Raw genomic sequence first — 24,541 nt, forward strand, 5'->3', positions numbered from 1 at the left:
TCGCGGTCGCTCTTGGGCCCCGACATGATGGGTTTACTTGAGCAAAACTGCGGCTTGGCTTCCCCAGACAACAGGCCGGACTGATTGCCCGCCCCTAAACTGGCGCTGGACACGATCTAGCGGACATACAGACTTGCCGATCACCGTCGTCCGCACAAAGCCACGCCGTATGCCCTGCAACATCGTTTTCCAATCCAGAACCCAACGCATGCTTTTTGAAAACCAGCATCCCTCATCCTCTGGATTGGGACCATCAGCGGTTTGGGCGGCGAGGCTAAGACGGGCCGGGAAAAACTCAATGTCATCAACTTAAGCCCCCAGCCCTGGCCGGGGCAAGAAATCCCGGGGCTTGGACGCGCGGTTGCAGCAGTGCCTTCACTGGTTTTGCTCCCCAGTTCAGCGCATGTGCGACCCAGACGCCAGCTTAATGGATGCCGGTTCGCCTCGGCGGGCGGGATTTCTCGTTTTCCGGGCGAGCGCGTGCCGGCCGCTGTCTGGCCAGCTTTTTTGCGGTGCAGTTCGGGTGCTGCTTGTTCTTAGCGCGTCGGTTTGTAGCCCTCGCAGCCGCGACTGGCCAGGCGCATACGCTGGCGCGGGAAGCTGCGGCCCGGGCGCACAGCGCTGAGGCTGTTGGCCATCAACTCCATCACGTTGGCCAGCCCCTGCACACCGGGGCGTACCAGCAGGTCGACCAGGGTGTTCTTGAGGCGTGACACCTTGGGTGAAGTTGACCTTCCAGCGCAGCTTGCGGCCTTTGTGGCGCTGCTCGATGACCGGTTGCAGCAGATGTTGCATCAGCAGCGCTAGGTTTTTCAGCAGTTGCCCGGCATGAAAGTCCTGCTTCACGGCCGTCACGCTACGGCCGCTAAAGTTGTCGAGGCAGAGGGTCTGCTTGAGGCGGCGGTAGTCCGTTTCGATGCCCCAGCGGCGGTGGTAAAGATCCGCGAACACCTCGGCCGGGAAGGCCTGTCGATCCAGCAGGGAGGTCAGCAGCACTTCGCTTTCACCGCTGGCTAGCTCGACCCGGATCAGGCGCAATTCGACCCGGCCCGCGGGATCGACGCCGGCCTCGGTACAGAACAGGCGCGCCTCGGGATGACTGGCAGAGAAGAACTGCGTGTCTTCTGTCTGCCCCGAGCGGAGAAACTGTTTGACCTGCGCGTTGTAGCCACACGGCAGGCGCATCAGGAAATGTCGCCGGTGCTGCTCGAACAGCGCAAACAGCCAGTGTCCGGGGTAGCCGCGATCAAACAACGTCAGGCTGTCAGCGGGCAGATGCTCGAGGTGCAGATGGGCGCAATCGCGCTCGCCGACTGCGGATGGCACGATCAGGCTGTGTAGCGTCTGGCCGTCGGCGACGTCGTAGAGCATGGACAGACGGGCAACGGGAAACTCGCTATGGCAGCCGAAAAAGCGCGTCATGACCGACTCCAGCGGTAAATGGACGGTCGAGCCGTCCACGGCGAGTACCCGTAACCCGCGCCACGTCTGGCGCAGCCCGAGGCTGTCGAGCTGTTGCTGAAGGGTTTGGTTGAGGCTCTCGAAGACCTCGGGCTTGAGCTTGCCGCGCGCCTTGCTGAAGGCCTGCGCGGTGACCACCTGGGTCTCGGCCGAGGCCTGGTTGAGCACGCGATAGAACTGATCGAGCTCGGTTTGCAGGGCGGTGCGTGGCTGATTGAGCAAAAACAGGACGAGGTTCTTGAAGGTCAGTTGGCGTCGGCGGGTAAAGTCGTGAGGGCGCTGGCGGTGGGTATCGATGAAGTCGGGACAATCGAGCTGACTGGTTATTTTTTGTACAATTTTCAAGCCAGGGTTTGCTGGGCGGTGTCAAACGGTGTGGAATGAGGGGCCAAAAGGGTTTCTCCTATGCGCTGAATTTAGCGCTAATTATATGATATTTATAGGAAAAATTCCTTAAGTTGATGACATTGGGGAAAAACTAGGTCTATGAACATCAATCGATGAACAGCTGCATTCATTTCGAGAGCATTGAGTCAGCAACATCAGGTCCGTGAGCTGCTTATGAACATATGACATCGCCCACTTGTTAAATTATGTAAATCGTTTATTAGACCCTTGCTCTTTTGCGCTCCGTTCCCGCTTCCATGCTTGGTTTGAAGCCTTCAGTCGAGTCCCACACCTCGACGGCTTGCTGCCCAGGTTAAATCCCGGACAGATTTGGCAGCACCCGCACAAGACCTCTGCTACCTCCTTCGCACGGAGCCGATTGCAACAATGCGGTATCGCCCGACACGGACCCGACATGAGCAAATGCCCGTCCGCACGCTGAATATCGCGCAGCCATGAAGCTGCATCTGTACCGCGGCTCATTGGCCCCATTTTCACCCTGTGCCACGTACTCGCAGCCTGCCGGCTGCTCTGGCACTCCGTCTGGACAATGGATTGGCAATCAACAGTCGAATGGATAGATCGACGTTGAATGCATTGGGACGACGTCCGCTGTCTTGAGTCGAAACCGGAACATGACATGAAGATGAAATTGTAGGTATGTTCCATTGACGATGACGGCGCTGCTGCAGCAAGCGCCGTCCTGCATTGAATATTCAAAAAGTGCTCTGGCGGGACTCATCTTTCTATTCGAAGATGAAACGAGCAGGCAACCATAGCAGAAGGACGACGGATGTCACCTAGCCCCTCCCCCGACGAGCGTCGGCTTGTATTCGAAGCGCGCCGACTGACCATTGAAGCACTGGTGAAAATCTATCTTGAGCAGGTTTCTTCCTCAAGGAACCTGGTGACGGTCTACCTTCGCCTCATGTTCACGTTGTCACTCGGTGCCCTCGCCGGCGTGATAACTCTATATGGGACCATGCTTCGCTTTGGCACTTCGGCCAGTATCAGCATGATTACTCCCCTGGAGGTGGTTCTTGCTATCGCAGCGCTTGCGGCCCTGGTCACTTCGGCTCTGCTTTCCGCGCGTGCGCTCCAGAAAAGTGCATTCGATGTCGCTCCGCTCTTGCATAACCCATTTCCAAGCGCGGACTCGGTGATCGATTCAATATTCGATGCAGACGATATCGATGAGCGGCAAATACTCAGAAAGCTTTATTTCGCCCTGGACAAGACTGTCGAGCATCAGCCTCCTCTCAGGCTCAGCACTCGTCTGATCACCCTCTTCCTTATTGGCGGTCTTTTCCTGACCGGGGCATCCTTTTTACTGTGAAGAGCGCGTTCGGTCTTTATGGTTATTTATCATCATCGATCAGGGGAGTACTCCAGATCACCAGTTCAAGGGCCGCGGCGATCTGAATGCGATGATCGGCAAGCCGGACGGGCAACAGGTCCTGGGCACGCTCCAGCCGGCGCAGCAATGTGTTGCGATGCGTGCCCAGCGCTTCTGCGGTCTGGGTGACATTGCAGCCATTGGCCAGGAAGGCGTGCAGCGAGCGCTGAAGCACCGAAGGCTCCGTCGCCAGCCGCCCCAGGGTGCTCAAGACGAACTGCCTGGCCGCGCGGTCGTCCTGGGTCATCAGCGACACCATCCTCACCTGGTCGATGGTGGCAACGGCGGGTGCGCCCGCCAGGCGGCCCATCAGCCTTTGCGTCGTCAGGGCCTCCAGATGCGAGCGACGGAAGCCATTGACTCCCGTGCCCGGCGAGCCGATTGCCGCGCGAATCCCTGAAAACCGCAGTGCGATGCCTTGCAGCAGGTTCAGGTCCAGCGGTTTCGCCGCATGGCTCCAGACCCACAGGGTCGCGGGGCCGGCGAATACGATCAACGGCGCCGCCGTGCCCGTGAGTTGCGCCAGGGTACGCGCCACATCCTCCAGAAGGCGGATCTCGGCGTCCGGGCTTTCGCACCAGACCAGGCCGGCGTAGTGCTTCTGGAAAAGGCTGTAGCCCAGCCGCCTGCCGAATTGCTCCGTATCCACATCCCTGCCCTCGAGCAGCCGACTGACCAGGCTTCGTTTGTCGATCGGGTCGTCATGGGCCTGGGCGCTCTTTTCTTCGAGGATGATCTGGGTCACCACACGCATGTTGCTGTCGATGAACTCCGAGATGGACCGCGACGAGACCTCCAGGAATTCCTCAAGCACCCTGGGATCCTGCGTCAGGTTGAAGGCCATCTTCATCCATAGCTCCCAGGCGGTGTTCTGTGTCGACCTCGCGACATTCATCAGCAGCTCGGACAGCCCTCTGCGGGCGAGTTCCCTGGCCGTGTCCACCATGTCGGCCGAGACGTAGGGTTGCACCGGTTCTCCGGGGCGCTGCAGATTGGCGTTCGCCCAATGCAGCAACTCTGCGCGGTTGGCGCGCCGGCACGCCGCGAGGATGACCGGGTCCTCCAGCAGCTTGGCATCTTCCGGTGAAGAGAACAGCGCCTGATTGAGGCGCTCGACCCACTCCGGCGGCAGCGTCTGAGCGAGCTCGGCGCCTTTGCGCATGAGTTCACGAACGGCTTCCGATGGGCGTGGCCAGGAGGATGGCGTACTGGTCATGGGCGGTGCAAATCACTCAAAAATCACAGAGGAAATGGTGCAGTTCGTACCTTGGCGCAAGGTTGGGGGAAACCTAGCATGAACTCACTGCCTGAACAAAAAATACAAGGAGGCGCCGTGACGCTCCATGTTCTTTTTTTGGGGTTTAGCGCAGTGGCAAGCGGGCTTGTTCGCCGGTGCCCGTTGCCCGGGCAGCGACCCGCCTGCGCCAACCGTTCCTTCAATCCGGAGTTCTTTCAATGTCAGCCTCTCGCGATACCTTCAGCCTGCCCGTCGTAACCCGCTCGACTCCAGCGCAAGAGATTGCACTGCTGAGCGACCAGGCAGGTGCGGTGATCATCCGCAACTTCATGACCCCCGAACAAGTCGCACGGATCAACAACGAACTGGACGCTCCCCTGGCCGCGCTCGAGGCCGGCTCCAAGCACCAGCACGAGCTGATCGCCGAGTTCCATGGCCGCCAGACCAAACGGCTCACCAACCTCGTCACCCACAGCAAGACCTTTCGCGAGGAGATCCTCGATGACGACCTCTTTCACGACCTGGGGAACGTGCTCTACGCCGCGGAGTGCGGTGACTGGTGGCTGACCACGGCCCAGTTGATCGAGATCGGCCCAGGCAACAAAGCGCAAATGCTGCACCGCGACATGGCGCAGTACCAACCGTTCGTGGCCATGAATAAACATGCGCCGCGCACCATCACCAACCTGATGCTGGCGCTGACCGATTTCACCGAGGAAAACGGTGCCACGCGCTTGATCCCCGGGAGCCAGGACTGGGATGACTTCGACGATGTAGGAACCCCAGAAATGACGATCCCTGCCCTGTTGAAAGCAGGAGATGCCGTGCTGTTCGGCGGGAAAGTCGTTCATGGCGGCGGGGCCAACGTGACCGCTGACTTCTACCGTCGCGGGCTCACCATCCCGATGCAGGCTTCGATCATCACGCCTGAAGAGGCCTACCCGTTGATCGTGCCGCTCGAACTGGTCAGAACGCTTGCTCCGCGCGTTCAGAAGATCCTCGGCTTCCGCTCCCAGTACCCCAATGGCAGCCCAGGCCTGTGGCAACATAACTACGCAGACCTGGCCGACTATCTCCAGCTCTAGAAGCCTTCCACGCTGGCCGGCCTGGCCCCGAAGGCGCCAGGCCCAACCGCGTCCCCGGACAAGCAAAGAGGCCGGTGAACACTTTCATTCCTGGCGGGGCATTACTCCGCGACGTGAAAACAGCAGCGGCGTGCCGTCGGCGTTGAACAGCGCCGCCGTCAGCGAAAGGCCGTCAGCCGACGGTGCTTCCTGGAAACTGTTTCCACCATCCCTGCTCCGTACCTTCAGTCCGTCAAGCCCGACCGCCAATACCCGAGCGCCAGCCACTGCTATGGATGTGACCGAGCCCTTGCCTTGCGTTGGCACTCTGCGAAAAGCCTTGCCATCGGCAGAGCCCTGCAACAGGGTGCCACGCTGACCACCCAGCAGCAGACGCCCATCGGCCAGCACCGCGCCAGACCACAGGGTGCCCTCATAGCCGGTATCCAGGTAACGCCAGTTCTTCCCCTGGTCGTCGGAGCGCAGCACCTGCCCATGCTCGGCCGTGGCGTACAGGGTGCCGTGGTTGTCGGCAAACAGCCCCATCAGGTTGAGGTCGGCCCGCTTGGCTCCTGGAGGCGCTTGCAACGGCTGCTCCGTCCATGTCTTGCCGCCATCCTCGGTGGTCAGCACCAACGACCAGAGCCCTACCGCAACGCCCTGCCGGGCATCGAAAAAGTGCACGGCGAACAGCGGCCGGTCTTCTTCGCTCGACAGGTGCTGGACCTGCCAGGACTCCCCGCCGTCGGCGGTGGACAGGATCGCCCCCCAGTGACCCACTGCCCAGCCGTGCCCGGCATCCACGAAGGACACACCCGTCAATGGCGTGGATAGTGGGACCGAGCGTGCCTGGCGCCACTGCCTGCCCTGGTCGTCGGACAACAACACGACACCGTGGTCGCCCACGGCAACCACCCGCTCTCCGGCCCAGCCGGCGGCCAGCATGGTGGCCTGCGTGGCATTGCCCGCCTGCACGGCCGGCATGGCCTGCAACGGCGCGGCCTGGAGAGACATCAGCGGCAATCCTGCTGCGAGCAAGGCCGCGGTGAATGAAACCCTGAACTTCATGCTTCTCTCCTCAATGCACCAGCGCGCCGATCATGCGCACGGGACGTTTGCGCGGGAACGCCCGCTCCAGCCACACGGCGAAGGCCGGCAGCACGGTCATGGCCATGACCATGTTGACGATGAACATGAAGGCCAGCAGCTTGCCCATGTCGGCCTGGAACTTGAGCTCCGAGAAGGCCCAGGTGGCCACGCCAACGGCCAGGGTGATGGCGGTGAAAATGGTGGCGACGCCCACCTCGAGCAGCGCGTACTCCACCGCCTTGGTGATCGTCTGGCCATGGGCCAGGTGCAGTTGCAGGCGGTTGTAGATGTAGAAGGCGTAATCGACGCCAATGCCCACTGCCAGCACCATCACCGGCAAGGTGGCGATGGTCAGGCCGATCTGCAGCTCCTTCATGAACCAGTAGCCAATGAAGGTGCCGATGGTCAGCGGCAGGCAACACACCAGGACCGCCCGCAAGTCGCGATAGACCACGAACACCAGCAAGGCGATGGCGGCATAGACGTAAAGCAGCATGGGGGTCTCGCTCTTCTCCACCTCTTCGTTGATCGCTGCCAGGACGCCGGCGTTGCCGGAGGCGAGGCGGATCGAAATGCCTGACATCGGATACTCGCTGCGGAACGCCTTGGCGGCGTCCACCACTCGGTTGATGGTCGTGGCCTTGTGATCGGCCAGGTACAGGTGCACGGCCGACATGCTGCAATCGGTGCGCATCAGCCCAGGGGTTCGCGCAACCTCGGTGGCCAGCGCGGCGTAGTTCATCGGGTCGATGGGCACCGCCGCCATCTTCGGGTTGCCTTCGTTGTAGCCCTCGTTGAACTGACGCATGGTGGTGGAAAAGGACGCGACCGAGAGGACGCCGGGCACCCCCTGCATGGCCCACACGAAACGATCCTGGTACTGGCCCAGGGCAACATCCTCGCAGGCCACCTCGGAAGGAGCCTTGTCGACTTCGAACACCACGCTGAGCCAGTCCAGGCCAATGTCGTAGTTGCTGGCGATGGAGACCGCGTCGCGATTGAAGCGCGAGTCCTCGCGCAACTCCGGCGCACCCGCCTGCAGCGTGCCGACGACGCGGTCATGGCTTTGCCAGATCGCCGCCAGGAACACCGCCAAGGCCGCGCCGAGCACCCACTGCGCCTTGCGTGGCTCGGCGAGCCGGGCCAGGCCCCGCAGCCAACGGCTGCGACGCTGCCGGGAAACCTCCTGGGCGGCTGCGTACTTGTCGTCGACGCGCAGCAACGACGCCATCAACGGCAACATCACCAGGTTGGTGACGATCTTGTAGGCCACGCCAAGCGAAGCCGTGATCGCCAGTTCCCGCACCATCGGGATCGGGATCAACAGCAGCGTCACGAAGGAAACCAGCGCGGTCACCAGCGCCAGCGTCCCGGGAACCAGCAACCCGGTGAAGCTCGAGCGTGCCGCCTCTTCGGCGCTCTTGCCGATGGCGATCTCGCGCACGATGAAGTTGATTTGCTGCACGCCATGGGAAACCCCGATGGCGAACACCAGGAAGGGCACCAGCACTGCCAGCGGATCGAGCCCGTAGCCCAACAGGCGCAGGCTGCCGAACTGCCAGACCAGCGAGGCCAGCGAACAGACCAATGCCAGCAAGGTGAAACGCAGCGAGTGGCAATACCAGTACACCGCCCCCGCCGTCAGCAGCAACGCCAGCAAACAGAACTCCAGCACGGCTGAAGCTCCGTCGGCGATGTCGCCGATCTGCTTGGCGAAACCGATGATCTGGATTTCGAAATCGCCGTCTTCGAAGCGCTGGCGGATCTCTTTCTCCAGCCGATGGTTGAAGGTTACGTAGTCCAGATGGGCGCCCTGGCTATCGTACTCGTTGAGTTCCACCGTGATCATCGCGCTGCTCTGGTCCCGGGAAACCAGCGTACCGATGAAGCCGCCCTGGGCAGTGGAATTGGCGATCTTCGCGATGATCCGGTCATCCAGGTGCTCGGGAGAAACCGTTCCGGGTACCAGCGGATCAGCACGAAAACCTTCCTCGGTGATTTCGTTGACGAAGGCGTTGGGCGTCCACAGGGAGCGCACGCTGCTGCGCGATACTCCCGGGAGGAAGGTCACCGCCTGGGTGACGTCATACAGCCGCTTCAGGCCCGGGGCGCTCCAGATATCGCCCTCTCGGGCCTTGACCACGATGGTCAGTCGGTTCGCCCCCAGCAGGTCATTGCGGTAGGCCTCGAATGTCTCGATGTATTCGTGGCCTACCGGCAATTGCTTTTCGAAGCCGGCATCCATGCGCAGCTGTACGGCGAACCAGCCCATGATCAGCGTGAATACCGCCAGGCTCGCCAGCACCAGCCGGCGATGCCTGAACAACACACCTTCGACATATGACAACAGGCCACGTGTCGGGGCCTCAGGTAGCTTTACAGAACCGTTCACGGCAAGCCTCACAAGGTGCGGGAGATCGCGATGCCGACATAATCGCGGTCACGATAAAGCTGGTCGTAGGGCGTCTCACCGCCCATGAACTTCGCGTAGTTGAGGGAAATCTGCCAACTGGCCGGGTTCCGCACGAAGTTCAGGTACAGGTTCATGCTGCTCGCGTCCTCGGTGAAGGTTGCGCTGAGGTTCGGTGTCCGTCCTCCCAGCGACCGTGCATAGAAGACGCCCGGCGTGACCTGCCAGCCCGGCAACAAGGTGCCGTCATAGGTCAGGCTGAAGTCCAGGTTGATCCCTGAAGAGGTCTTGTCGCCACGGGACTTCGGCGCTCTGGCAGGATCCAGCTGCCAGGCATTGAGTCCCGCGGCGAGCGGTTCGCCATTGACCTCGTCATGCAGCCCCGGGTACTTGATGACCACCAGTTCGGTCAGCAAGCTGCCCGTGCTGGCCCCGCTGAAATCCAGAAGCGTCGGGGAATTGGACGGCGTGAAGCTGTACAGGCCTGTCAGGTGCCACTGGAATTTCTTCTCGTCCTTCCAGCATTTGCCGCCGTTGCCGGTACACAGGTCGATGACCGGGTTGAGCATGACCGAGTCCTTCGGCCGGTACGACAGCTCCGTACCGACGGCCCAGTCACCGATCGGCATGTTGGCACTGATGCCGTACATCATCCGGTCTTCCTGGTACTCCCAGGTCGGTGCCGCCGCGAAGGTGTTCGGGTCGAGAATGGCGACACGCAACGATGGCAACTTGTCGTGACAACGCATCACGTAGAAGCCATAGGCGACGTCGCTGTCCTCCGGCTGCCAGCGCAGCGAAAGGCCCCACTGGCCGCTGTCGCGGGCGTCCTTTTCGGAGAATCCGTAGTCCCCCCTGCCCTCACCCAGCGCGTTGGTGGTGGACCAGTAGCTGCCCACCGGCGGCAATTCGCTCTTGTTCCAGCGGAATTGATAGTAGGCCTCGACGTTGACACCCGAGCCCAGGCCCGACGCGACACTGAGCATCGGCGCCGGCAGCACGGCCTCCTTGAGCTGCACGCCGGGGCGCGCCAAGGCCTGGTAATCGTAGGCGTTGGTATTGTTGATGCCACCGGCCACGAACAGGCTTTCGCCCCAGTTGATCACCTGGTTGCCCAGGCGTGCGCGGACCCGCTGCCCGCCCACGTCGAAGCCTTTGCTCACCCACAGGTCCAGCAGGCGGGCCTTGAACGCGAGTTCATCGCGGGCGTCGTCGCTCAGCCCGTTGCTGCCGACGCTCTCCGGGGTGTTGAACGACAGCGTGCCGGTGGTATCGGTGGCAGCGAAGTCGCGGATCCAGGTGCCGCGCGCCATGAAGGTGATGTCCTCGGGCATCTTCAGCAACAGCTCATGGGTGCCCTTGAGGTAGTTGGTGAACATGTCGCCGCGGTCGTAGTTCAGGTCGCCCTGGTCGGCCACGCCGGAGCTCTGCGCCAGGCAGCCGGAGGGCGCGTTGTGCCCGGTCGGTCCCTGGTTGATCAGGTTGCAGCCCCGTGACTCGGTACGCAGACCCATGCCTGCGGTGATCGTGGAGTCGAAGGAGCCATTGAGGGTTTCGGTTTCGAACGTGAATCCCATTGCCAGTGGGGTTGTGCACGCGATGACAAGGCCTGAGGCTTTCGTAATTATTTTTTTCATGCTGGCTCTCGATCTGGCGTCGGTTAGCGCTCGCTGATGGCTCGCAGATTGTCGGAGGTGAAGAAGTCACGCTTCAGGCGGGGGGAGCCGTTGTCTTCGGTGAGCCAGCGAATATCGTTCTTGCCCGCACCGATCGAGGTCATGTCGAAGAGGTAGCGGCCATCCGCCAGGTTGTACTGGACCTGGGCCTGGACGTCGCAGGCGCCTGTCTCGTACACGGGAATCGAGAACCCTTCGCGCACTTTCCAGATCTGCCCTTGCTTGTCGTAGTCCACCGCCAGCAACGGGTTCCAGCTGTCCTCGTCGATGTAGAACATGCGCTTCGGCGCCTGATGGCGCATGCCTTGACGGACATTGGCCTCGACGACCCAGACCCGATGCAGCTCATAGCGACGCGACTGCGGCGCGATCGAGTCGTTGCCGGCAAACGTCTCCACCTTGGCGCCAGTGTCGTAGGCACCGAAATCGTTGTAAGGCACCAGCAACTCCTGCTTGCCGATCAGCTTCCAGTCGAAACGGTCCATGGTGCCGAAGAAGACGTTCGCCTCGTCGACGGTGTACTGGTTATCCAGGCCGATCTGTGGCGCATCGTAGGAGTACGACGGCATTCGCCGCACGCGGCGCTGGCCGGGGAAGTAGTAGAAGGTCGTGGCCTGTTCGCCGGCCACGGCAGTCTGTACCGCGGACTGGCCGGCCAGAGCAGCCGGCTCGAGGTAGTTGAAGAAGGTCGCATTCTCCAGGCGGCCAACTGACGAGAAGAGCGCACTCCCCTTTTTCCCCCAGGGCGTGAAGAAGAAGGTATCTGTCGACTGACGTAACCATTCCCCCCCTTTGCGTGGAGAAATTCCGGAAATGGTCCGGGGAATTTCGACGCCAACGCCGCGGTAGCGCATCTTCATGTTCCACATCACCTCGGCACCGGTACTCGGCATGGGGAACGGGATGCCCGGAACGTGAGCCTCGTCCAGAGCGAGGCCGGCAGCATCGAGCTTGGCGAAACCAACGTTCTGCCGGGTGTTCTCGACCACGAAGTCCGGAGCGCTACAGGTCCGACGGGTCGGATACACATCCATGCGATAGCCGGGAATCCTCTTGAACAGCTCGACCTGTCCGGGGGACAGCTTGCTCGAGTGTTGCGCGAGATTGTTCGCGTCGATGCTGTAGAGCGGCTTGTCGCCCTTGAACTTCCAGTGCTCTCCTCGCACCTGGCCGTAGCTCCATCCCTCGTCCTGCTGTCCAGGCTGCGTCCAGGCAGGAATATCCCCGCTTGCACTCGCTGCGATCTCCCCGCCCAAGGGGGTTAGTTTCGACCCCAGCGCCTCGGGGCCCTGGGGCGCAGCCTGGACCGAACAGAGCACGGTCGATACCGCGAGGGTCATGAACAACTGCTGCTGGAAAACACGACGGGTGGGCGCTTCACCTTCCAGCCGTTCAGTTACATCTTTCATTGGATGGCTCCTCACACAGGGCATGGACCGGTTGCTCGACCTCCCAAGGGGAAGAAGTCGGCTCCTGTCGATAATGATCATTTGACCTGATCAATTGACCATGTCGGACGATCATGAGGCAAACCATATGCCAGTTCTCTTTCATGTTTTTTTAATTGTTATAAATCAGGCGGTTATGGAAAAAGTTCTGTTCCAGGCCCAGTGCCCTGTGCACCACCTTGGGAAGTAAAGAAACATGTGTTACCTGGAGATGCTTGGTAACAGGGCACAAGAGAGCTTGAGGGGAACTTTCGTAGATATCGGCTCGGGCATTTTCAATTGTCGTTTCGCCTCGGGTCAGAGGGAGCGATCGGATATGACCGGTCATGAATCGAGCAACTTTATCCGACAATGCACGCTCCGCGGCGGAGCGGGACTATAGCGGATGTAATGCCTGCAAAAAAAACCGCCCCGAAGGGCGGTAAAAGGCAGGGCCAGGGCCTGCCATGGAGTTACAGCAGAACAGTTCTGCCAGGTTATCGGGTCAGAAAGAAAAACTTGTCGCGCCGTATTGTTTATCGTGGACGAGGAAACGCTTGGCCGTATACCTTGTTCGAACGCTCCAGCGCACCATAGGCATAGTACAACTGCACCATGGAATAGGACCAAGCCAGGAAGGCCATGGTCATGAAGACCATCTTCGTGTCGTCTCCCGGAATCGGGAAGAAGTCATACCTGAGCGCTACTACCAGGCCCGCCAGCCCGCCAGCGATGGTGGCCAGAGTATGGAGGGCTTCGCCTGCACGAGCCAGTTGCAAGGTGAAGTAGCAAAGATACAAGGTATAGGCTGACCACATGAATACATAGAAATAAGGGAGGAATCCCTCGATGATTCCAGACAGGAAGTAGACGCCGGTAGCGGCAAAGCCAGCTACAAAAATGAGGATATCCTTGGCGGGCGACGGTTTGTAATCGTGGGTAACTGCCATTAGCCCGAGCGTAGCGATAACTGGCACTCCCACCCCTCGCGAAAAGGCGTCGAGAAAGATCGCGATGTTGTAGTTGGCTTGCCAGCCGGTGGCTATGAATGTAGTGAAGTTCGATGCCGAGATACCTACGATCAAGAACTCCAGACCAAGCAAATAGTTTTTCCGCCTGATGAATGCAGCGCCATAAAACAATCCGGAAATCACCAGGAGAATACATGAGAGCAGAGCGAACAAGTCTCTCGGTTCCACGTTAACTGCCCCTTCAGATAGAGTTGTATCGATGCCTTGTGTCTAATCGGTGCAAGGGAGTACGGGCATAACCCCATTAACTCCCCGCATCGTTATCAGCCGTTCAAGGCTTTGTCTTTGCGCACTTTCTTGTCGGTCCATGCATCCAGTAGCCTGGCGGCCGCAAAGGCCGTCTTTATGGCGCACCATTGAAGTGGCTCGGGTAGCATGGATGGCGTCTTGTGTTCCAGCGCCGCTAGCAGCGGAGGCTCTCCACCGCCGATTCGCTCGGCGAAAAGCGCGCCCATGAGCGATTGAGTGGCAAGGCCATGCCCTGAACATCCCGCCGTATAGAAGATGTTCTGCCTGGCCCCTGTCACCCCGACCACGGGGAGGAAGTCGTAGGCCCCGCTGATATACCCGCTCCAGCAATGCCGAATGGCAAGGCCCTGCAAGGAAGGAAAACGCTCGCGCAACACTCTCGACAACGCGGCGTAGGCGGCGTGGTCCGGAACATTGGGTGTCTTCGAGCCGTAGGCATAACCCAATTGCTTCACGGTCAGCAGCAGGGTGTCATGGGCCGTCAGGCGATGACTTTCCATGGTGTAGTGCGGCGTAATGAGGCCTTCACGCTCTTGCCAACCCAGGGACGCCAGTTGCTCCGCCGATAGTGGCTGGGTTTCGATTGCCGAAACCCGGATCGGTGCAACCTTGTTGCGTAGCACTCCCAGCTGAGGCGTGTAGGCGTTGGTCGCCAGAACCATTACAGGGGCGGTGGCGATACCCTGGGCCGTATTGCAGGTAATCACCTGCCCTTCACAGTAGGAAAGCACCGGCGTGCGTTCGTACAATTTAACGCCAGCCTTGATTGCCGCACGACGCAGGCCGTTGACGTACTTTCCCGGATTCAAGGTGCCGCCACGCTGCTCGCTGCCAAACAGGAATGCGGGCGGTATGCCTCGCGCGCGCATCTCGGCGCTATCCACGAAGCGCGTGACAGAGCCCAGCGCGTGGCCAAGCTCCATGTTCGCTCGCAGTCGCTTTTCCTGGCTGGGATGGACGGCGGCCCGGATGATTCCCGAGGGCGTGTAATCGCAATCGATGTCCAGCGCAGCCAAACGCTCTTCCACATAGGTGACGGCCTCGTCATAGAAACCGACGAACTTACGTGCCTGCTCAAGCCCCACTCGCTTGACGAAAACCTCGCATTCTATGCCCATACTGCCGAGCAGATAGCCGGCATTGCGCCCGCTGGCCCCGAAGCCTGCGAACTGCTGTTCCAGAACGATGACGTTCGCTCCACGCGCCCTTAGTTCCAGCGCCGTTGACAGGCCGGCGAACCCGGCGCCGACCACGACTACGTCTGCGTGCTCGTGGCCTTTCAGCGCCGGCTGCAGGTCGTCTGGCTGCTCCACCCATCCGCCAAGGCTGCGGAATCTCATGGGTTCTGCATTGTTGCGTGCCGCTCCGTTGAAGGCATTCATTCACATCACTCCCGGGTTGCCGGACGTTGTTCCTCTCATGGGCCGATCCATGGCAGTGCCGCTAGAACCCCTTCCCCGCCTCGGAAAAGGAGGGCATGCCCAACAGCTCTTGCGGGTCACGCATCTGACCATCGATCTCCACCCAACCCAGTAGCGTGGAACTGGCACTCCACCCCAGCAGACGCTGCATTTGCGAGGGGAGCTGCCGAACGCGCTCGACGGGTATGGAAAGGAAGTGGTTTTCTTCCAGGCGCAGGAAGGCCAGGTCATAGGCCATGGTCAGGCCTGTGCGAGGAGCGTCGGATCTGTTGGCGCCACCGCCGTGATATACCGATCCCAGCCAGAGAAGCGCAGTGCCTGCCTTCATTTCTGCGCCGATGGTTTCTTCCTGGGTGGGCATCCGTTCGTCATCCCATTGATGACTGCCAGGAATGACCCGCGTCGCGCCGTTCTCTTCGGTGAAGTCGGTAATCGCCAGCATGAGCTGCAAGCGAGCCTCGCGACCATACTGCGGATGCCGCCAGAGCGAAGTGGCATCGTCGCGATGCAGGGGTTGAAGACCTTGTCCAGGCCCGATCTGTATCGCCTGGGTCATGCTCAGTTGGATATCGGGCGTGATCTCGACCCGATCGTTCCCTACCCAGACATGGGTGGGAGTCTGCAATACCTGCTTTGCCGTCTCGAGGAACAGGGGGTTCAGTGCCACTTCCACGGCGGAGTCGCTTTTCGCCAGGATCCGCGCGGTACGTCGAGTCTGGGTGCCGGCGAAGTAAGGGTCCATGCCGCAGGGGGTAACGCCCAGATAGCTGTCCAGGTCCTCGGTAAGAGACTTCAAGGTTTCTTCCGAGACGAAGTTGCAAATAGCGACAGCGCCATCACGCCTGATGATTTCCACTACCTGCTCGATCGGGGTGTCGCAGCTGACTGTCGTCAATCTTCGCGTACTCATCTGATGCCTACCTGTGTGGTGTTGTCATTGTTCTGCAGGGCTTCCGCAATCAACCTCAGCCCATGAGCGTTCACTCTCATGCGGTCAGACCGCCCTCTCCTTGCGCCTGGCGCGGAAAGGAGGTTTGATCATACGACATGATCATGTGATCAAGTCAAACGATTAATAATTCTGCGTGGCATCTCGGCGCTCAGGAAAGGCCAGCCGAATCAAGATCCGGCTCTACGCGGGTTCGCGCTGGCGATAGCGGATTGCCCAGGCTCGATCCTGTTTCGCTTCGGCTACGCATCGCCGGCGGTCGGAGCGAAACATCTGGAGAGACAAAGGGTCGCTGCCTCGGTCCTCAAGCGTGTCGACTCATGGATTGGGGGACGGCCATGCGTTAGCATTCGTCCCGGTCGACAGCGGACCAGTCGCCTGGCGGCAACACCGAAGAAGGAGAAGCTGAATGGCTCGAGTGGGCGCCGAAGTGCGCAGGCAAGACTTTATTGAGGCCGCCGTGAAGGTGATCGCGGAATATGGTGTGGCGAATGCCACTACCCGTCGCATCGCGGCCGCGGCGAATTCTCCATTGGCCTCCCTGCACTATGTCTTCCACACCAAGGACGAATTGTTCGACGCGGTCTATGAATCCCTGATAGACAAGCCACAGCAGTCCTTGCTGCATGTTACGGCGGGAGCCACGGCGGCAGACTCGGTAGCAGAGATATTGCGCCAGTTGGTCGGGTGGTTCACCGCGCATCCGGAACTGGCGACTACGCAGTTCGAGCTGTTTTTCTGGAATCTGCGTAACAACCCCGCTATGGCGAGCAAGATCTACACCGATTCCGTCGAAGCGACGAAGCAGGCCATTGAACAGGTCGCTGGCTCGGTGCTGGACCAGGAAGCGCTGGCCACTGTCAGTCGCTTGCTCATCAACCTGTTCGATGGCTTGCTTCTGGCCTGGTCCGCCCATGGTGACCAGGAGCGGCTGAATGCCGAGACCGAAGCCGCCTGCCAGGCTGTGAAGCTGTTGGTGGCCAGCTTCTGATCTTTTCGAAGGCGCATCTCTAGAGAGGGGCATGGTGACACGGTTCGCCGTGCCCCTGCTCTTCGGGCCTCTTGCCAGTTCAGGTGCAGCGCCTCTTCTAGTTCTCCTCTCCCCGCCTCCGCTTCCAGCGGAATCCTGGGCGGCTATCTCGCCGGTCCTTCCCCCTCATAGTCCTGCAAGTTGACTGTGCGCTTCTCGTCCATGCAACAGGCCTTCCGCCATGGCCTGGCGGGAACTGGCTGCGGCACCTAGGTGCAAATAAACCCAAACCGATGGAAACCTGGTGCATTTCGCACCTTGTACCAGCACCTCGCTCGCGCCTATTCTGGTCAAGCGATCAAGTCAAAAGATCAAGTCTCTATAACACAACAATAGGAGGCGACATGTCCTCTCACACTGCTCTTCCAATTGAGCCGCTCGATGTTCTGATCATAGGAGCCGGTGTGTCTGGCATCGGCGCTGCGGCTTACCTTCGACGTCACCAGCCGCACAAGGTGTTTGCGATTCTCGAGTCCCGGGAGCGAATGGGCGGCACCTGGGACCTGTTCCGCTATCCCGGCATACGCTCCGACTCGGACCTGTACACCTTCGGCTTCGACTTCAAGCCTTGGACCAAGGCGAAATCTCTGGCGGATGCCGCCGACATTCTCGAATACCTGCGAGAAGCCGTCGCTGAATACCAGTTGGACCCCTTCATCCAGTACCGGCAGAAAGTGGTCTCGGCGAATTGGCAGAGCGACAAAGGGCTGTGGGCAGTATGCGTCGAGGACGGCCACACGGCAGAAACCCGCACCATCGAATGCCGCTGGCTGTTCAGCGCAGGCGGCTACTACCGTTATGACCAAGGCTTCAGCCCACGCTTCGAGGGCGCGGAGCAGTTCAAGGGGCAAATCATCCACCCGCAACACTGGCCCGAGCGCTTGGACTATCGGGGCAAGCATGTGGTGGTCATCGGCAGCGGCGCAACGGCGGTGACCCTGATTCCCGCCATGGCCGACGAGGTCGCCAGCATCACCATGTTGCAGCGGACGCCCTCCTATATCGTCAACCAGCCCGCCAACGATTCCGTTGCCGCTTTTCTTCGCAAGATTCTGCCGGCGCAAACCGCCTACTCACTGACGCGCTACAAGAATGCCAAGATCACCCTGGTCTTCTGGCGATTCTGCCAGCGCTTCCCCGGGCTCGCCCGCAAGCTGCTCATATGGCTGACCCGTAGAGAATTACCGAAGGGCTATCCGGTCGACGTTCATTTCAACCCGCCCTACAAGCCCTGGGACCAACGCTTGTGCTCGGTTCCCGAAGGCGATCTTTTCAAGGCCATCAGTGCAGGTAAAGCCTCGGTCGTTACCGACCATATCGAGCGCTTTACCGAGTCCGGTGTCTTGCTCAAGTCCGGCACGGAACTGAAGGCCGATATCATCATCACGGCCACCGGTCTGAACGTGCAGTTGTTCGGCGGTATCGCCCTGCACAAGGATGGCGAGCCGGTAGTGTTGAGCCAGACGCTGGCGTACAAGGGCACGATGCTTTCCGGCGTACCCAATTTTGCCTTTGCGGTGGGCTATACCAACTCATCCTGGACGCTGAAAGTATGCCTGCTGTGCGACCACTTCTGTCGCTTGCTGGGCTTCATGGACAGCCAGGGCCATAACGTCTGCGAGCCGAAGGCGCCGGATGGTGTCGAAACCCGTCCCCTGCTGGATTTCGGGGCCGGATATGTCCAGCGGGCATTGGATAGCATGCCGCGCCAGGGGCCTCGCGAGCCCTGGGTGATGTCGATGGATTACTTCCGTGACATCAAGCTTTTGCGCCGAGGGAAGGTCGCCGACGAATGCCTCCGGTTCAGCACGGTGCCTGACGCCTACCTGCACAGAAGCGTGGCGCTTCAGACTCAGGGCGGCAGGCGATGACTGCGGATCGGTTCTGCGAGCTACCGGGCAAGCGTAGCCTCTGCTATCGCAGCCACGGTCCGGAAACCGCGCCTGCGGTCATCCTCATCGTCGGCCTGGGGCTGCAATTGATCTACTGGCCTGAAGCGCTCATCGCCGGCCTGGTCGAGCGGGGCCTGCGCGTGATCACGCTGGACAACCGTGACTCGGGCAGGTCTTTCTTCACCGAGGTTACCCCGCCCTCGACCCTGCAACAGTTCTTCCGCAAACCGACTGCGGGGTATGACCTGGGCGACATGGCCGACGATGTGATCGGCCTCATGGATGGCCTGCGCCTGGGTGCGGCGCACGTCGTAGGGATGTCGATGGGCGGCATGATCGCCCAGACACTTGCCGCTCGTTATCCGCAGCGAGTCATGAGCCTGGCGTCCATCTTCTCGACGACAGGATCGCTGCGAGTAGGCCAGCCAGCGTTCAAGACCATCTTGCAGCTTCTCCGGCGTCCTCCCCGGAACCAGCGGGAGAGCGTTCGCGACTATGTGGAGATCATGCGTTCCGTCGGTACGACGCTGGAATGGGACGAGCAGGCCCATCGCGACTACGCCATGCAAGCCTGGGAGCGAGGCGGCGGGGAAGCGAGCAACCTCGGGATGGCGAGGCAGATCGGCGCCATCATCAACTCGGGCGACCGAACGCAGGAACTCCAGCGAATTCGCTGCAACACGCTGGTCATCCATGCTGAGAAAGACCTCATGGTCGCCACCAGCGGAGGCTTCGCCACGGCGGCGGCCATTCCCAGGGCACGCTTGGTGCTGTTGCCGGGAATGGGGCATGACTTCCCCGCCTGCCTGACAGGAACGCTGCTTTCCCTGCTCGCAGGCCAAATGCATTAGTACGGAACATCCCTTCAGGGGCGGGTGGGTGGGTGCCGCCCCTCTTTTTACACCTCGGGACTTGCATGGGGCTTTTCGAAGTTCGTGCTTATCCAGGCCCACATAAGACAAAAAGGTTCCCGGTTGATTCTCGACCGCAGAGCCATGCATCACACGCCGGAGCCGTTGGTTCGCCCTGCGCGTGAATTCCTCCACTGCCGTTCAACAACGACAAAAATCGAGCAAGAGGTACGTATGGAATTCAAGTTCTTACTCCCCGCCAAAGTCGTGATGGGACCCGACCTGCGTGAGCGCACCGGCGAATACCTGCGGGAACTCGGCATGGCGCATGTGCTGATCGTGACGGACGCCGGGGTAAAGGCCGCAGGCCTGTTGAATGGCGTGTATGCCAGCCTGAATGAGTGGGAGATCGCGTTCGACGAGATATCGGAGGTCAAGGCAAACCCTCGCAGCGAAGACATCAACCAGGCGGCGCAGCTGTATCGCGGCAAAGGTATCCAAGGCCTGCTGGCCATCGGCGGCGGCAGCGCGATGGACGCGGCCAAGGCGATCAGTCTGCTGCTGACCCACGAGGGCCGGATCGAAGACTACGAGGGCTCTTTCACCCTCAGGCACGCCATCCCGCCTATCGTCGCCATCCCGACCACCGCCGGAACCGGCAGCGAAGTGACCTGTTTCTCGGTGATCACCGATACCGCCCGGCATTTCAAGATGAGCGTCCAGGACTACCGGGTGGGCCCCGTTCTGGCATTGCTCGACTCCCGCATTCTCGACACGCTGCCTGCATCGATTGCCGCCGCAACCGGCATGGATGCCCTCACCCACGCCATCGAAGCCTACACCTGCCGTGTGTCGAATCCGATCAGCGACGGGCTGGCGCTGCATGCCATCCGCCTGATCAGCCAATACCTCAGGCCCGCCGTACTGGAGCCGGGCAACCTGCATGCACGTGAGCAAATGCTGGTGGCCAGCCTGATCGCCGGCATGGCCTTCGGTAACGCGGACGTCGGCAGCGTGCACTGCATTTCCGAAGCCATCGGTGGCATGTACGACACGCCACACGGCGTGGGCAACGCGATCTTCCTGCCCTTCGTGTTCGGCCATAACCGCGACGCCGACATCACCCGCCACGCGCAGGTCGCCTACGCATTGGGTATCGACCCCAACCTCTCGCCGGCCGAGGCCGCCGAGGCCGCCGTTGGCTACCTGTTCCAGATGAGCAAGGACCTGGGCATCCCCCGCTTCGCCGAGGTGAAAGGCGTGCGCGAGGAAGACTTCCTGAGCATCGCCGAAAAGTCGAAGAAGAATTTCTCCGACGGCAGCAATGCCAAGCAAATGACGGTGGAAACCTACCGTGAAATCGTCGCCGCCGCTTACCACTACGTAGCGTGAAGGAGGCCAGTCATGAGCGAATCAATCGCCGGCGCTTCATTGAAGCGCACGCTGGGTCCGTTTTCCGTTCTGCTGTTCGGTCTGGCGTTCCTCGCTCCGTTGATCGTGTTCGGCACCTATGGCGTGATCACGCAGGCCAGCGGCAACACCACTGCGATGGCCTACCTGATCGCGGCAATCGGCGTGGTGTTCACGGCCTTGAGCTATGGCCGGCTGGTCAGGGTGTTCCCGGTCGCCGGTTCGGCCTACACCTATACTCGCAAGATGCTTAGCGCGAACCTCGGCTTCATGGTGGGCTGGGCCGCCCTGCTCGATTACTTCTTCATCCCGATGCTGATCTGGCTGCTCGGCGCCAGCTACCTCAACATGGCCTTTCCAGAGGTGCCGCAATGGGTGTGGATCATCGGCTTCATCGTCTCCACCTCGCTGCTTAATATCCTGGGCATCCAGGTCGCCAACCGCTTCAACGTGCTGTTGATGGTCGCGCAGCTGGCCATCATCGTCGTGTTCATCGGCCTGTGCGTGCACTACATCGTCGCGGCCAACGGCCCTGGCGGGCTGCTGTCGGCCAAGCCGTTCTTTAACCCGGACGTGTCCTTCGCCACCAGCATGGCCGGCGCTGCCATTGCCGCGTACTCGTTCCTGGGCTTCGACGCGCTGTCCACGCTCAGCGAGGAGACCCGCGACCCGGGCCGGACACTGCCGCGCGCGATCCTGCTGGTCGCATTGATCGGCGGTTCGGTCTACGTCGGCTCGTCGTACTTCATGTACCTGGCGCACCCCTCCCCCGCCTTCGAGCATGTGGACGGCGCCGCCTTCGAGATCGCCCGCATGATCGGCGGCGACCTGTTCTTCGCCGTGGTCCTGGCGGGGATCATCATCGCCCACTTCGCCGCAGGCATGTCGTTCCAGGCCAGCGTGGGCCGGCTGCTGTACGCCCGTAAGCGTTCATTCCAAGACATCCTGCCATCCCGCTGACTTCCGCCCTAGAGTGACCTCGCATTCAACAACGCGAGGTTATTTCCATGAGAAAACACCGCACCGCAGAACAGTGGCAAGTCCTAATCGGTCAGCAGCGTGACAGCGGCCTGTCGGCCACGCAGTTCTGCAAGGAGCACAAACTCGGTTATGCCAGCTTCTGTAGTTGGCGCAAGCGCCTGTTGAGTCAGCCGGTCGGTGAGGCTGCGGATTCTGGTTATGCCAGCTTCCTGGATCTGTCATCGCTGATGGATGACTCGGCCTCTCCCGGAAGCGGCTGGAATATCGTGCTGAGCCTGGGTAATGGTGTTGAGCTAAGGCTGAGCCAGATCAGATGATCGGTCTGGATAGCCAGGCCCGGATCTGGCTGTGCACCGAGCCCACGGATATGCGTAAATCCTTCCGGGGGCTGAGCGCTCTGGTCCGCAATCAACTCAAGCAAGATCCGCTCAGCGGGCAGTATTTTGTCTTCGTTAACCGTCGCAAGACCCAAATGAAGATGTTGTATTTCACGCCCACGGGCTACTGCCTGTGGGCCAAGCGACTGGAGCAGGGGCAGTTCCGGGTACGGCCGTCTTCTTCGGGACAGCGCCCCTTAAACCTGACTGATCTCCAGTTGCTGATTGACGGTATCGAGGTGCAAAAGTACCGTCAGTTCAAGCGTTTTCGGGGCACGTAGCGGGTTGTGTTCCGGTATAATATCGGCCATGAATTCAATGGCTTCCGCGTCCTATTCCAACGCCCCTTCCTACTCGGTACTGGCCGAGGAGAATGCCCTGTTGCGTGAGCAGCTACAGGTCATGCAGCGGCAGTTGGACTGGTTCAAGAAGCAGCTGTTCGGCCCCAAGTCCGAGAAGCAGGTGTATGACCTCCCGGAGCAGGGCGGCCTGTTCCAATCGAATGATGCGGCTAGCCCGGAGAAGCCTCTCGATGCGGAGAAACGCCCGGTTCGGGCTTATCAGCGAGGCACCGGAAAGAAACAGCGGGACGACGACTGCCTGAACGATACGGGTCTGCGTTTTACAGCGGACGTGCCAGTGGAAGTTGTTGAACACCTGCCGCCGGAGCTAAGCGGCCCCGACGCCGACCAGTACGACATCCTTGGCACCAAAACGACCTATCGGCTGGCCCAGCGGACGTCCAGTTACGTGGTGTTGCAAGTGGAACGCCCCGTATTTCGGCGCAAGGGCAGCGACAAGCCCGTGACCACGCCGGCCCCGTCCAACGTACTGGACAACAGCCTGGCCGACGTCAGCTTGTTGGCGGGTCTGATGGTCGACAAGTTCCAGTTTCACCTACCGCTGTATCGCCAACACCAACGCATCCAGCAAGCGGGTATTACCCTCAGCCGCAGCACCCTCACCAATCTGATCAAGCGATCTATTGATCTGCTGCGGCCGATCGTGGATGCCCAGACCGACAATGTTCTGCGCAGCCGGGTGTTGGCGATGGATGAGACGCCGATTAAAGCTGGCCACCAGGGTCGGGCAGGCCCACAAAAAGGCAAGATGAAATCCGGCTGGTTCTGGCCGTTATACGGCGATGCCGATGAAGTGGTGTTCACTTACTCGAACAGTCGAGGCCGAGCCCATATCGAGCAGGTACTGAACGAACAGTTCAGCGGAACTCTGATCAGTGACGGCTATGCTGCTTATGCCCGCTATGCCGCCGCACAGCAGAACATCATCCACGCGCAGTGCTGGGTGCACAGTCGTCGTTACTTCATTGAGGCGCAGAAGGACCACCCGATAACTGCCACCGAAGCCCTTCAGCAGATTGCCAAGCTATACACCAACGAAGAAGAGATCCGCGTCCAGCAACTGACCGGCGAAAAGAAACGCCAGTACCGGCTGCTCCACTCAAAGCCGGTGGTCAGCGACTTCTTCCAATGGTGCCGGGATCAACTGGCACAGGGCGGTCTGCTGCCCAGTGATTTATTGACCAAAGCACTGAACTACGTGCTCAGCCGTGAAGCCAGCCTGACCGTCTTCCTGGAAGACCCAGACGTCCAGCCAGACACCAACCACCTGGAACGGGCCCTGCGCCCCATTCCCATGGGACGCAAGAACTGGCTGTTCTGCTGGACTGAACTCGGCGCGGAACACGTGGGCATCATCCAGAGCCTGATCACTACGTGCAAACTGCACGACATCAACCCGTACACCTATCTGGTGGACGTGCTGCAGCGCATCAGTCAGCACCCGGCCAGCAAGGTCGCTGACCTGACGCCTCGGCTCTGGAAGACCCGGTTCGCCGATAATCCGTTACGCTCGCTGATCGATCCGCGCCATTCTGATCGACAGACCGCACAGCCAAAGGGCACCCTCCATGCGCATTGAAGACATGAGCATCGATCAGCTATTGGAGCTGAACCGAATGATCTGCCGGCGCATTGATGAACTGCAAGATCAAGAAAACCTGCAGGCGCTGAGTCGGCTGCACGTGGGGCTGAAGGTGACCTTCGAAAGCCGAACTGGCTTGACTATGGGGATCGTCACCAAGATCAACCGCAAGAGCGTGATCGTCCTGGCCGAGAACGGCACGAAACAGTACAAGGTCTCACCGGAATTGCTAAGGCCCCTTCGGGACGTAAAGTAAGTC

18 protein-coding genes and 2 pseudogenes are annotated in these 24,541 nt (G+C 60.5%); 11 read left to right on the top strand and 9 right to left on the bottom strand.

Going from position 1 to position 24,541, the window contains the following annotated elements:
* Window positions 1-536 precede the first annotated feature (536 nt).
* Window positions 537-1,806, bottom strand: a pseudogene (locus LE197_RS09460) (IS4-like element ISPa45 family transposase).
* Between the two features lie 835 nt (window positions 1,807-2,641).
* Between LE197_RS09460 and LE197_RS09465 the strand changes: the two are divergent.
* Window positions 2,642-3,184, top strand: a complete 543-nt coding sequence (locus LE197_RS09465) for a hypothetical protein (protein ID WP_003122765.1) — start codon at window positions 2,642-2,644, stop codon at window positions 3,182-3,184.
* 22 nt (window positions 3,185-3,206) lie between these two features.
* On the opposite strand, the gene LE197_RS09470 is transcribed toward LE197_RS09465, so the two are convergent.
* A complete protein-coding gene (locus LE197_RS09470; RefSeq protein ID WP_003160255.1) occupies window positions 3,207-4,406 on the bottom strand; it encodes a PucR family transcriptional regulator in 1,200 nt (399 codons plus the stop codon).
* Between the two features lie 293 nt (window positions 4,407-4,699).
* On the opposite strand from LE197_RS09470, the gene LE197_RS09475 reads away from it, so the two are divergent.
* A complete protein-coding gene (locus tag LE197_RS09475; protein ID WP_003089190.1) occupies window positions 4,700-5,566 on the top strand; it encodes a phytanoyl-CoA dioxygenase family protein in 867 nt (288 codons plus the stop codon).
* Window positions 5,567-5,650: 84 nt separating this feature from the next.
* On the opposite strand, the gene LE197_RS09480 is transcribed toward LE197_RS09475, so the two are convergent.
* From LE197_RS09480 to LE197_RS09510, 7 genes are all read right to left on the bottom strand, one after another.
* The gene (locus LE197_RS09480) at window positions 5,651-6,613 is read right to left on the bottom strand and encodes a WD40/YVTN/BNR-like repeat-containing protein (protein WP_023109197.1); all 963 of its coding nucleotides are present in this window, start codon (window positions 6,611-6,613) and stop codon (window positions 5,651-5,653) included.
* A gap of 10 nt (window positions 6,614-6,623) precedes the next feature.
* Window positions 6,624-9,026 carry an efflux RND transporter permease subunit gene (locus LE197_RS09485; RefSeq protein ID WP_023099593.1) on the bottom strand — a complete coding sequence of 801 codons (2,403 nt, stop codon included), beginning with the start codon at window positions 9,024-9,026 and terminating at the stop codon, window positions 6,624-6,626.
* A gap of 8 nt (window positions 9,027-9,034) precedes the next feature.
* Window positions 9,035-10,621 (bottom strand): DUF1302 domain-containing protein, encoded by a 1,587-nt coding sequence (locus LE197_RS09490; RefSeq protein WP_226033991.1) that lies wholly within the window; start codon window positions 10,619-10,621, stop codon window positions 9,035-9,037.
* A gap of 83 nt (window positions 10,622-10,704) precedes the next feature.
* Window positions 10,705-12,129 (bottom strand): DUF1329 domain-containing protein, encoded by a 1,425-nt coding sequence (locus tag LE197_RS09495; RefSeq protein ID WP_003089182.1) that lies wholly within the window; start codon window positions 12,127-12,129, stop codon window positions 10,705-10,707.
* A gap of 554 nt (window positions 12,130-12,683) precedes the next feature.
* Window positions 12,684-13,331 (bottom strand): hypothetical protein, encoded by a 648-nt coding sequence (locus LE197_RS09500; protein ID WP_003122770.1) that lies wholly within the window; start codon window positions 13,329-13,331, stop codon window positions 12,684-12,686.
* A 110-nt stretch (window positions 13,332-13,441) separates the two neighbouring features.
* Complete coding sequence (locus LE197_RS09505) at window positions 13,442-14,809, bottom strand: NAD(P)/FAD-dependent oxidoreductase (RefSeq protein ID WP_003122771.1); 1,368 nt, start codon at window positions 14,807-14,809, stop codon at window positions 13,442-13,444.
* Window positions 14,810-14,870: 61 nt separating this feature from the next.
* Window positions 14,871-15,758, bottom strand: a complete 888-nt coding sequence (locus LE197_RS09510) for a phytanoyl-CoA dioxygenase family protein (RefSeq protein ID WP_003158799.1) — start codon at window positions 15,756-15,758, stop codon at window positions 14,871-14,873.
* A 448-nt stretch (window positions 15,759-16,206) separates the two neighbouring features.
* Between LE197_RS09510 and LE197_RS09515 the strand changes: the two genes are divergently transcribed.
* The 9 genes and pseudogenes from LE197_RS09515 (at window position 16,207) to LE197_RS09555 (ending at window position 24,538) form a co-directional block, all read left to right on the top strand.
* A complete protein-coding gene (locus LE197_RS09515) occupies window positions 16,207-16,788 on the top strand; it encodes a TetR/AcrR family transcriptional regulator (RefSeq protein WP_226033992.1) in 582 nt (193 codons plus the stop codon).
* 383 nt (window positions 16,789-17,171) lie between these two features.
* Window positions 17,172-18,698: a flavin-containing monooxygenase gene (locus LE197_RS09520; protein ID WP_023109199.1), complete on the top strand. Its 1,527-nt coding sequence runs from the start codon at window positions 17,172-17,174 to the stop codon at window positions 18,696-18,698.
* The gene (locus LE197_RS09525) at window positions 18,695-19,570 is read left to right on the top strand and encodes an alpha/beta fold hydrolase (RefSeq protein ID WP_004349746.1); all 876 of its coding nucleotides are present in this window, start codon (window positions 18,695-18,697) and stop codon (window positions 19,568-19,570) included. The genes LE197_RS09520 and LE197_RS09525 overlap by 4 nt, the downstream gene beginning before the upstream one ends.
* Before the next feature lie 234 nt (window positions 19,571-19,804).
* Window positions 19,805-20,962: an iron-containing alcohol dehydrogenase gene (locus LE197_RS09530; RefSeq protein WP_003144185.1), complete on the top strand. Its 1,158-nt coding sequence runs from the start codon at window positions 19,805-19,807 to the stop codon at window positions 20,960-20,962.
* Window positions 20,963-20,974: 12 nt separating this feature from the next.
* Window positions 20,975-21,919 (top strand): annotated as a pseudogene (locus LE197_RS09535) (APC family permease); the annotation flags it as partial.
* A gap of 68 nt (window positions 21,920-21,987) precedes the next feature.
* Complete coding sequence (tnpA, locus tag LE197_RS09540) at window positions 21,988-22,278, top strand: IS66 family insertion sequence element accessory protein TnpA (protein WP_004423344.1); 291 nt, start codon at window positions 21,988-21,990, stop codon at window positions 22,276-22,278.
* Complete coding sequence (tnpB, locus tag LE197_RS09545; protein WP_004423345.1) at window positions 22,275-22,619, top strand: IS66 family insertion sequence element accessory protein TnpB; 345 nt, start codon at window positions 22,275-22,277, stop codon at window positions 22,617-22,619. Before tnpA ends, tnpB begins: the two co-directional genes overlap by 4 nt.
* Before the next feature lie 28 nt (window positions 22,620-22,647).
* Window positions 22,648-24,279, top strand: a complete 1,632-nt coding sequence (gene tnpC, locus LE197_RS09550) for an IS66 family transposase (protein WP_004423346.1) — start codon at window positions 22,648-22,650, stop codon at window positions 24,277-24,279.
* Window positions 24,269-24,538 carry a hypothetical protein gene (locus tag LE197_RS09555; RefSeq protein WP_003458515.1) on the top strand — a complete coding sequence of 90 codons (270 nt, stop codon included), beginning with the start codon at window positions 24,269-24,271 and terminating at the stop codon, window positions 24,536-24,538. Before tnpC ends, LE197_RS09555 begins: the two co-directional genes overlap by 11 nt.
* Window positions 24,539-24,541 lie beyond the last annotated feature (3 nt).

The sequence above is a fragment of the Pseudomonas sp. PS1(2021) genome, from assembly GCF_020405165.1.
In the GTDB taxonomy this organism is placed as follows: Bacteria; Pseudomonadota; Gammaproteobacteria; order Pseudomonadales; family Pseudomonadaceae; genus Pseudomonas; species Pseudomonas aeruginosa.

Coding starts and splice junctions, on each gene's coding strand:
- LE197_RS09465 (WP_003122765.1), top strand. CDS start 2,642: ATGTCACCTAGCCCCTCCCCCGACGAGCGTCGGCTTGTATTCGAAGCG.
- LE197_RS09470 (WP_003160255.1), bottom strand. CDS start 4,406: ATGCGCAAAGGCGCCGAGCTCGCTCAGACGCTGCCGCCGGAGTGGGTC.
- LE197_RS09475 (WP_003089190.1), top strand. CDS start 4,700: ATGTCAGCCTCTCGCGATACCTTCAGCCTGCCCGTCGTAACCCGCTCG.
- LE197_RS09480 (WP_023109197.1), bottom strand. CDS start 6,613: ATGAAGTTCAGGGTTTCATTCACCGCGGCCTTGCTCGCAGCAGGATTG.
- LE197_RS09490 (WP_226033991.1), bottom strand. CDS start 10,621: ATGGGATTCACGTTCGAAACCGAAACCCTCAATGGCTCCTTCGACTCC.
- LE197_RS09495 (WP_003089182.1), bottom strand. CDS start 12,129: ATGAAAGATGTAACTGAACGGCTGGAAGGTGAAGCGCCCACCCGTCGT.
- LE197_RS09505 (WP_003122771.1), bottom strand. CDS start 14,809: ATGAATGCCTTCAACGGAGCGGCACGCAACAATGCAGAACCCATGAGA.
- LE197_RS09510 (WP_003158799.1), bottom strand. CDS start 15,758: ATGAGTACGCGAAGATTGACGACAGTCAGCTGCGACACCCCGATCGAG.
- LE197_RS09515 (WP_226033992.1), top strand. CDS start 16,207: ATGGCTCGAGTGGGCGCCGAAGTGCGCAGGCAAGACTTTATTGAGGCC.
- LE197_RS09520 (WP_023109199.1), top strand. CDS start 17,172: ATGTCCTCTCACACTGCTCTTCCAATTGAGCCGCTCGATGTTCTGATC.
- LE197_RS09525 (WP_004349746.1), top strand. CDS start 18,695: ATGACTGCGGATCGGTTCTGCGAGCTACCGGGCAAGCGTAGCCTCTGC.
- LE197_RS09530 (WP_003144185.1), top strand. CDS start 19,805: ATGGAATTCAAGTTCTTACTCCCCGCCAAAGTCGTGATGGGACCCGAC.
- tnpA (WP_004423344.1), top strand. CDS start 21,988: ATGAGAAAACACCGCACCGCAGAACAGTGGCAAGTCCTAATCGGTCAG.
- tnpB (WP_004423345.1), top strand. CDS start 22,275: ATGATCGGTCTGGATAGCCAGGCCCGGATCTGGCTGTGCACCGAGCCC.
- tnpC (WP_004423346.1), top strand. CDS start 22,648: ATGAATTCAATGGCTTCCGCGTCCTATTCCAACGCCCCTTCCTACTCG.
- LE197_RS09555 (WP_003458515.1), top strand. CDS start 24,269: ATGCGCATTGAAGACATGAGCATCGATCAGCTATTGGAGCTGAACCGA.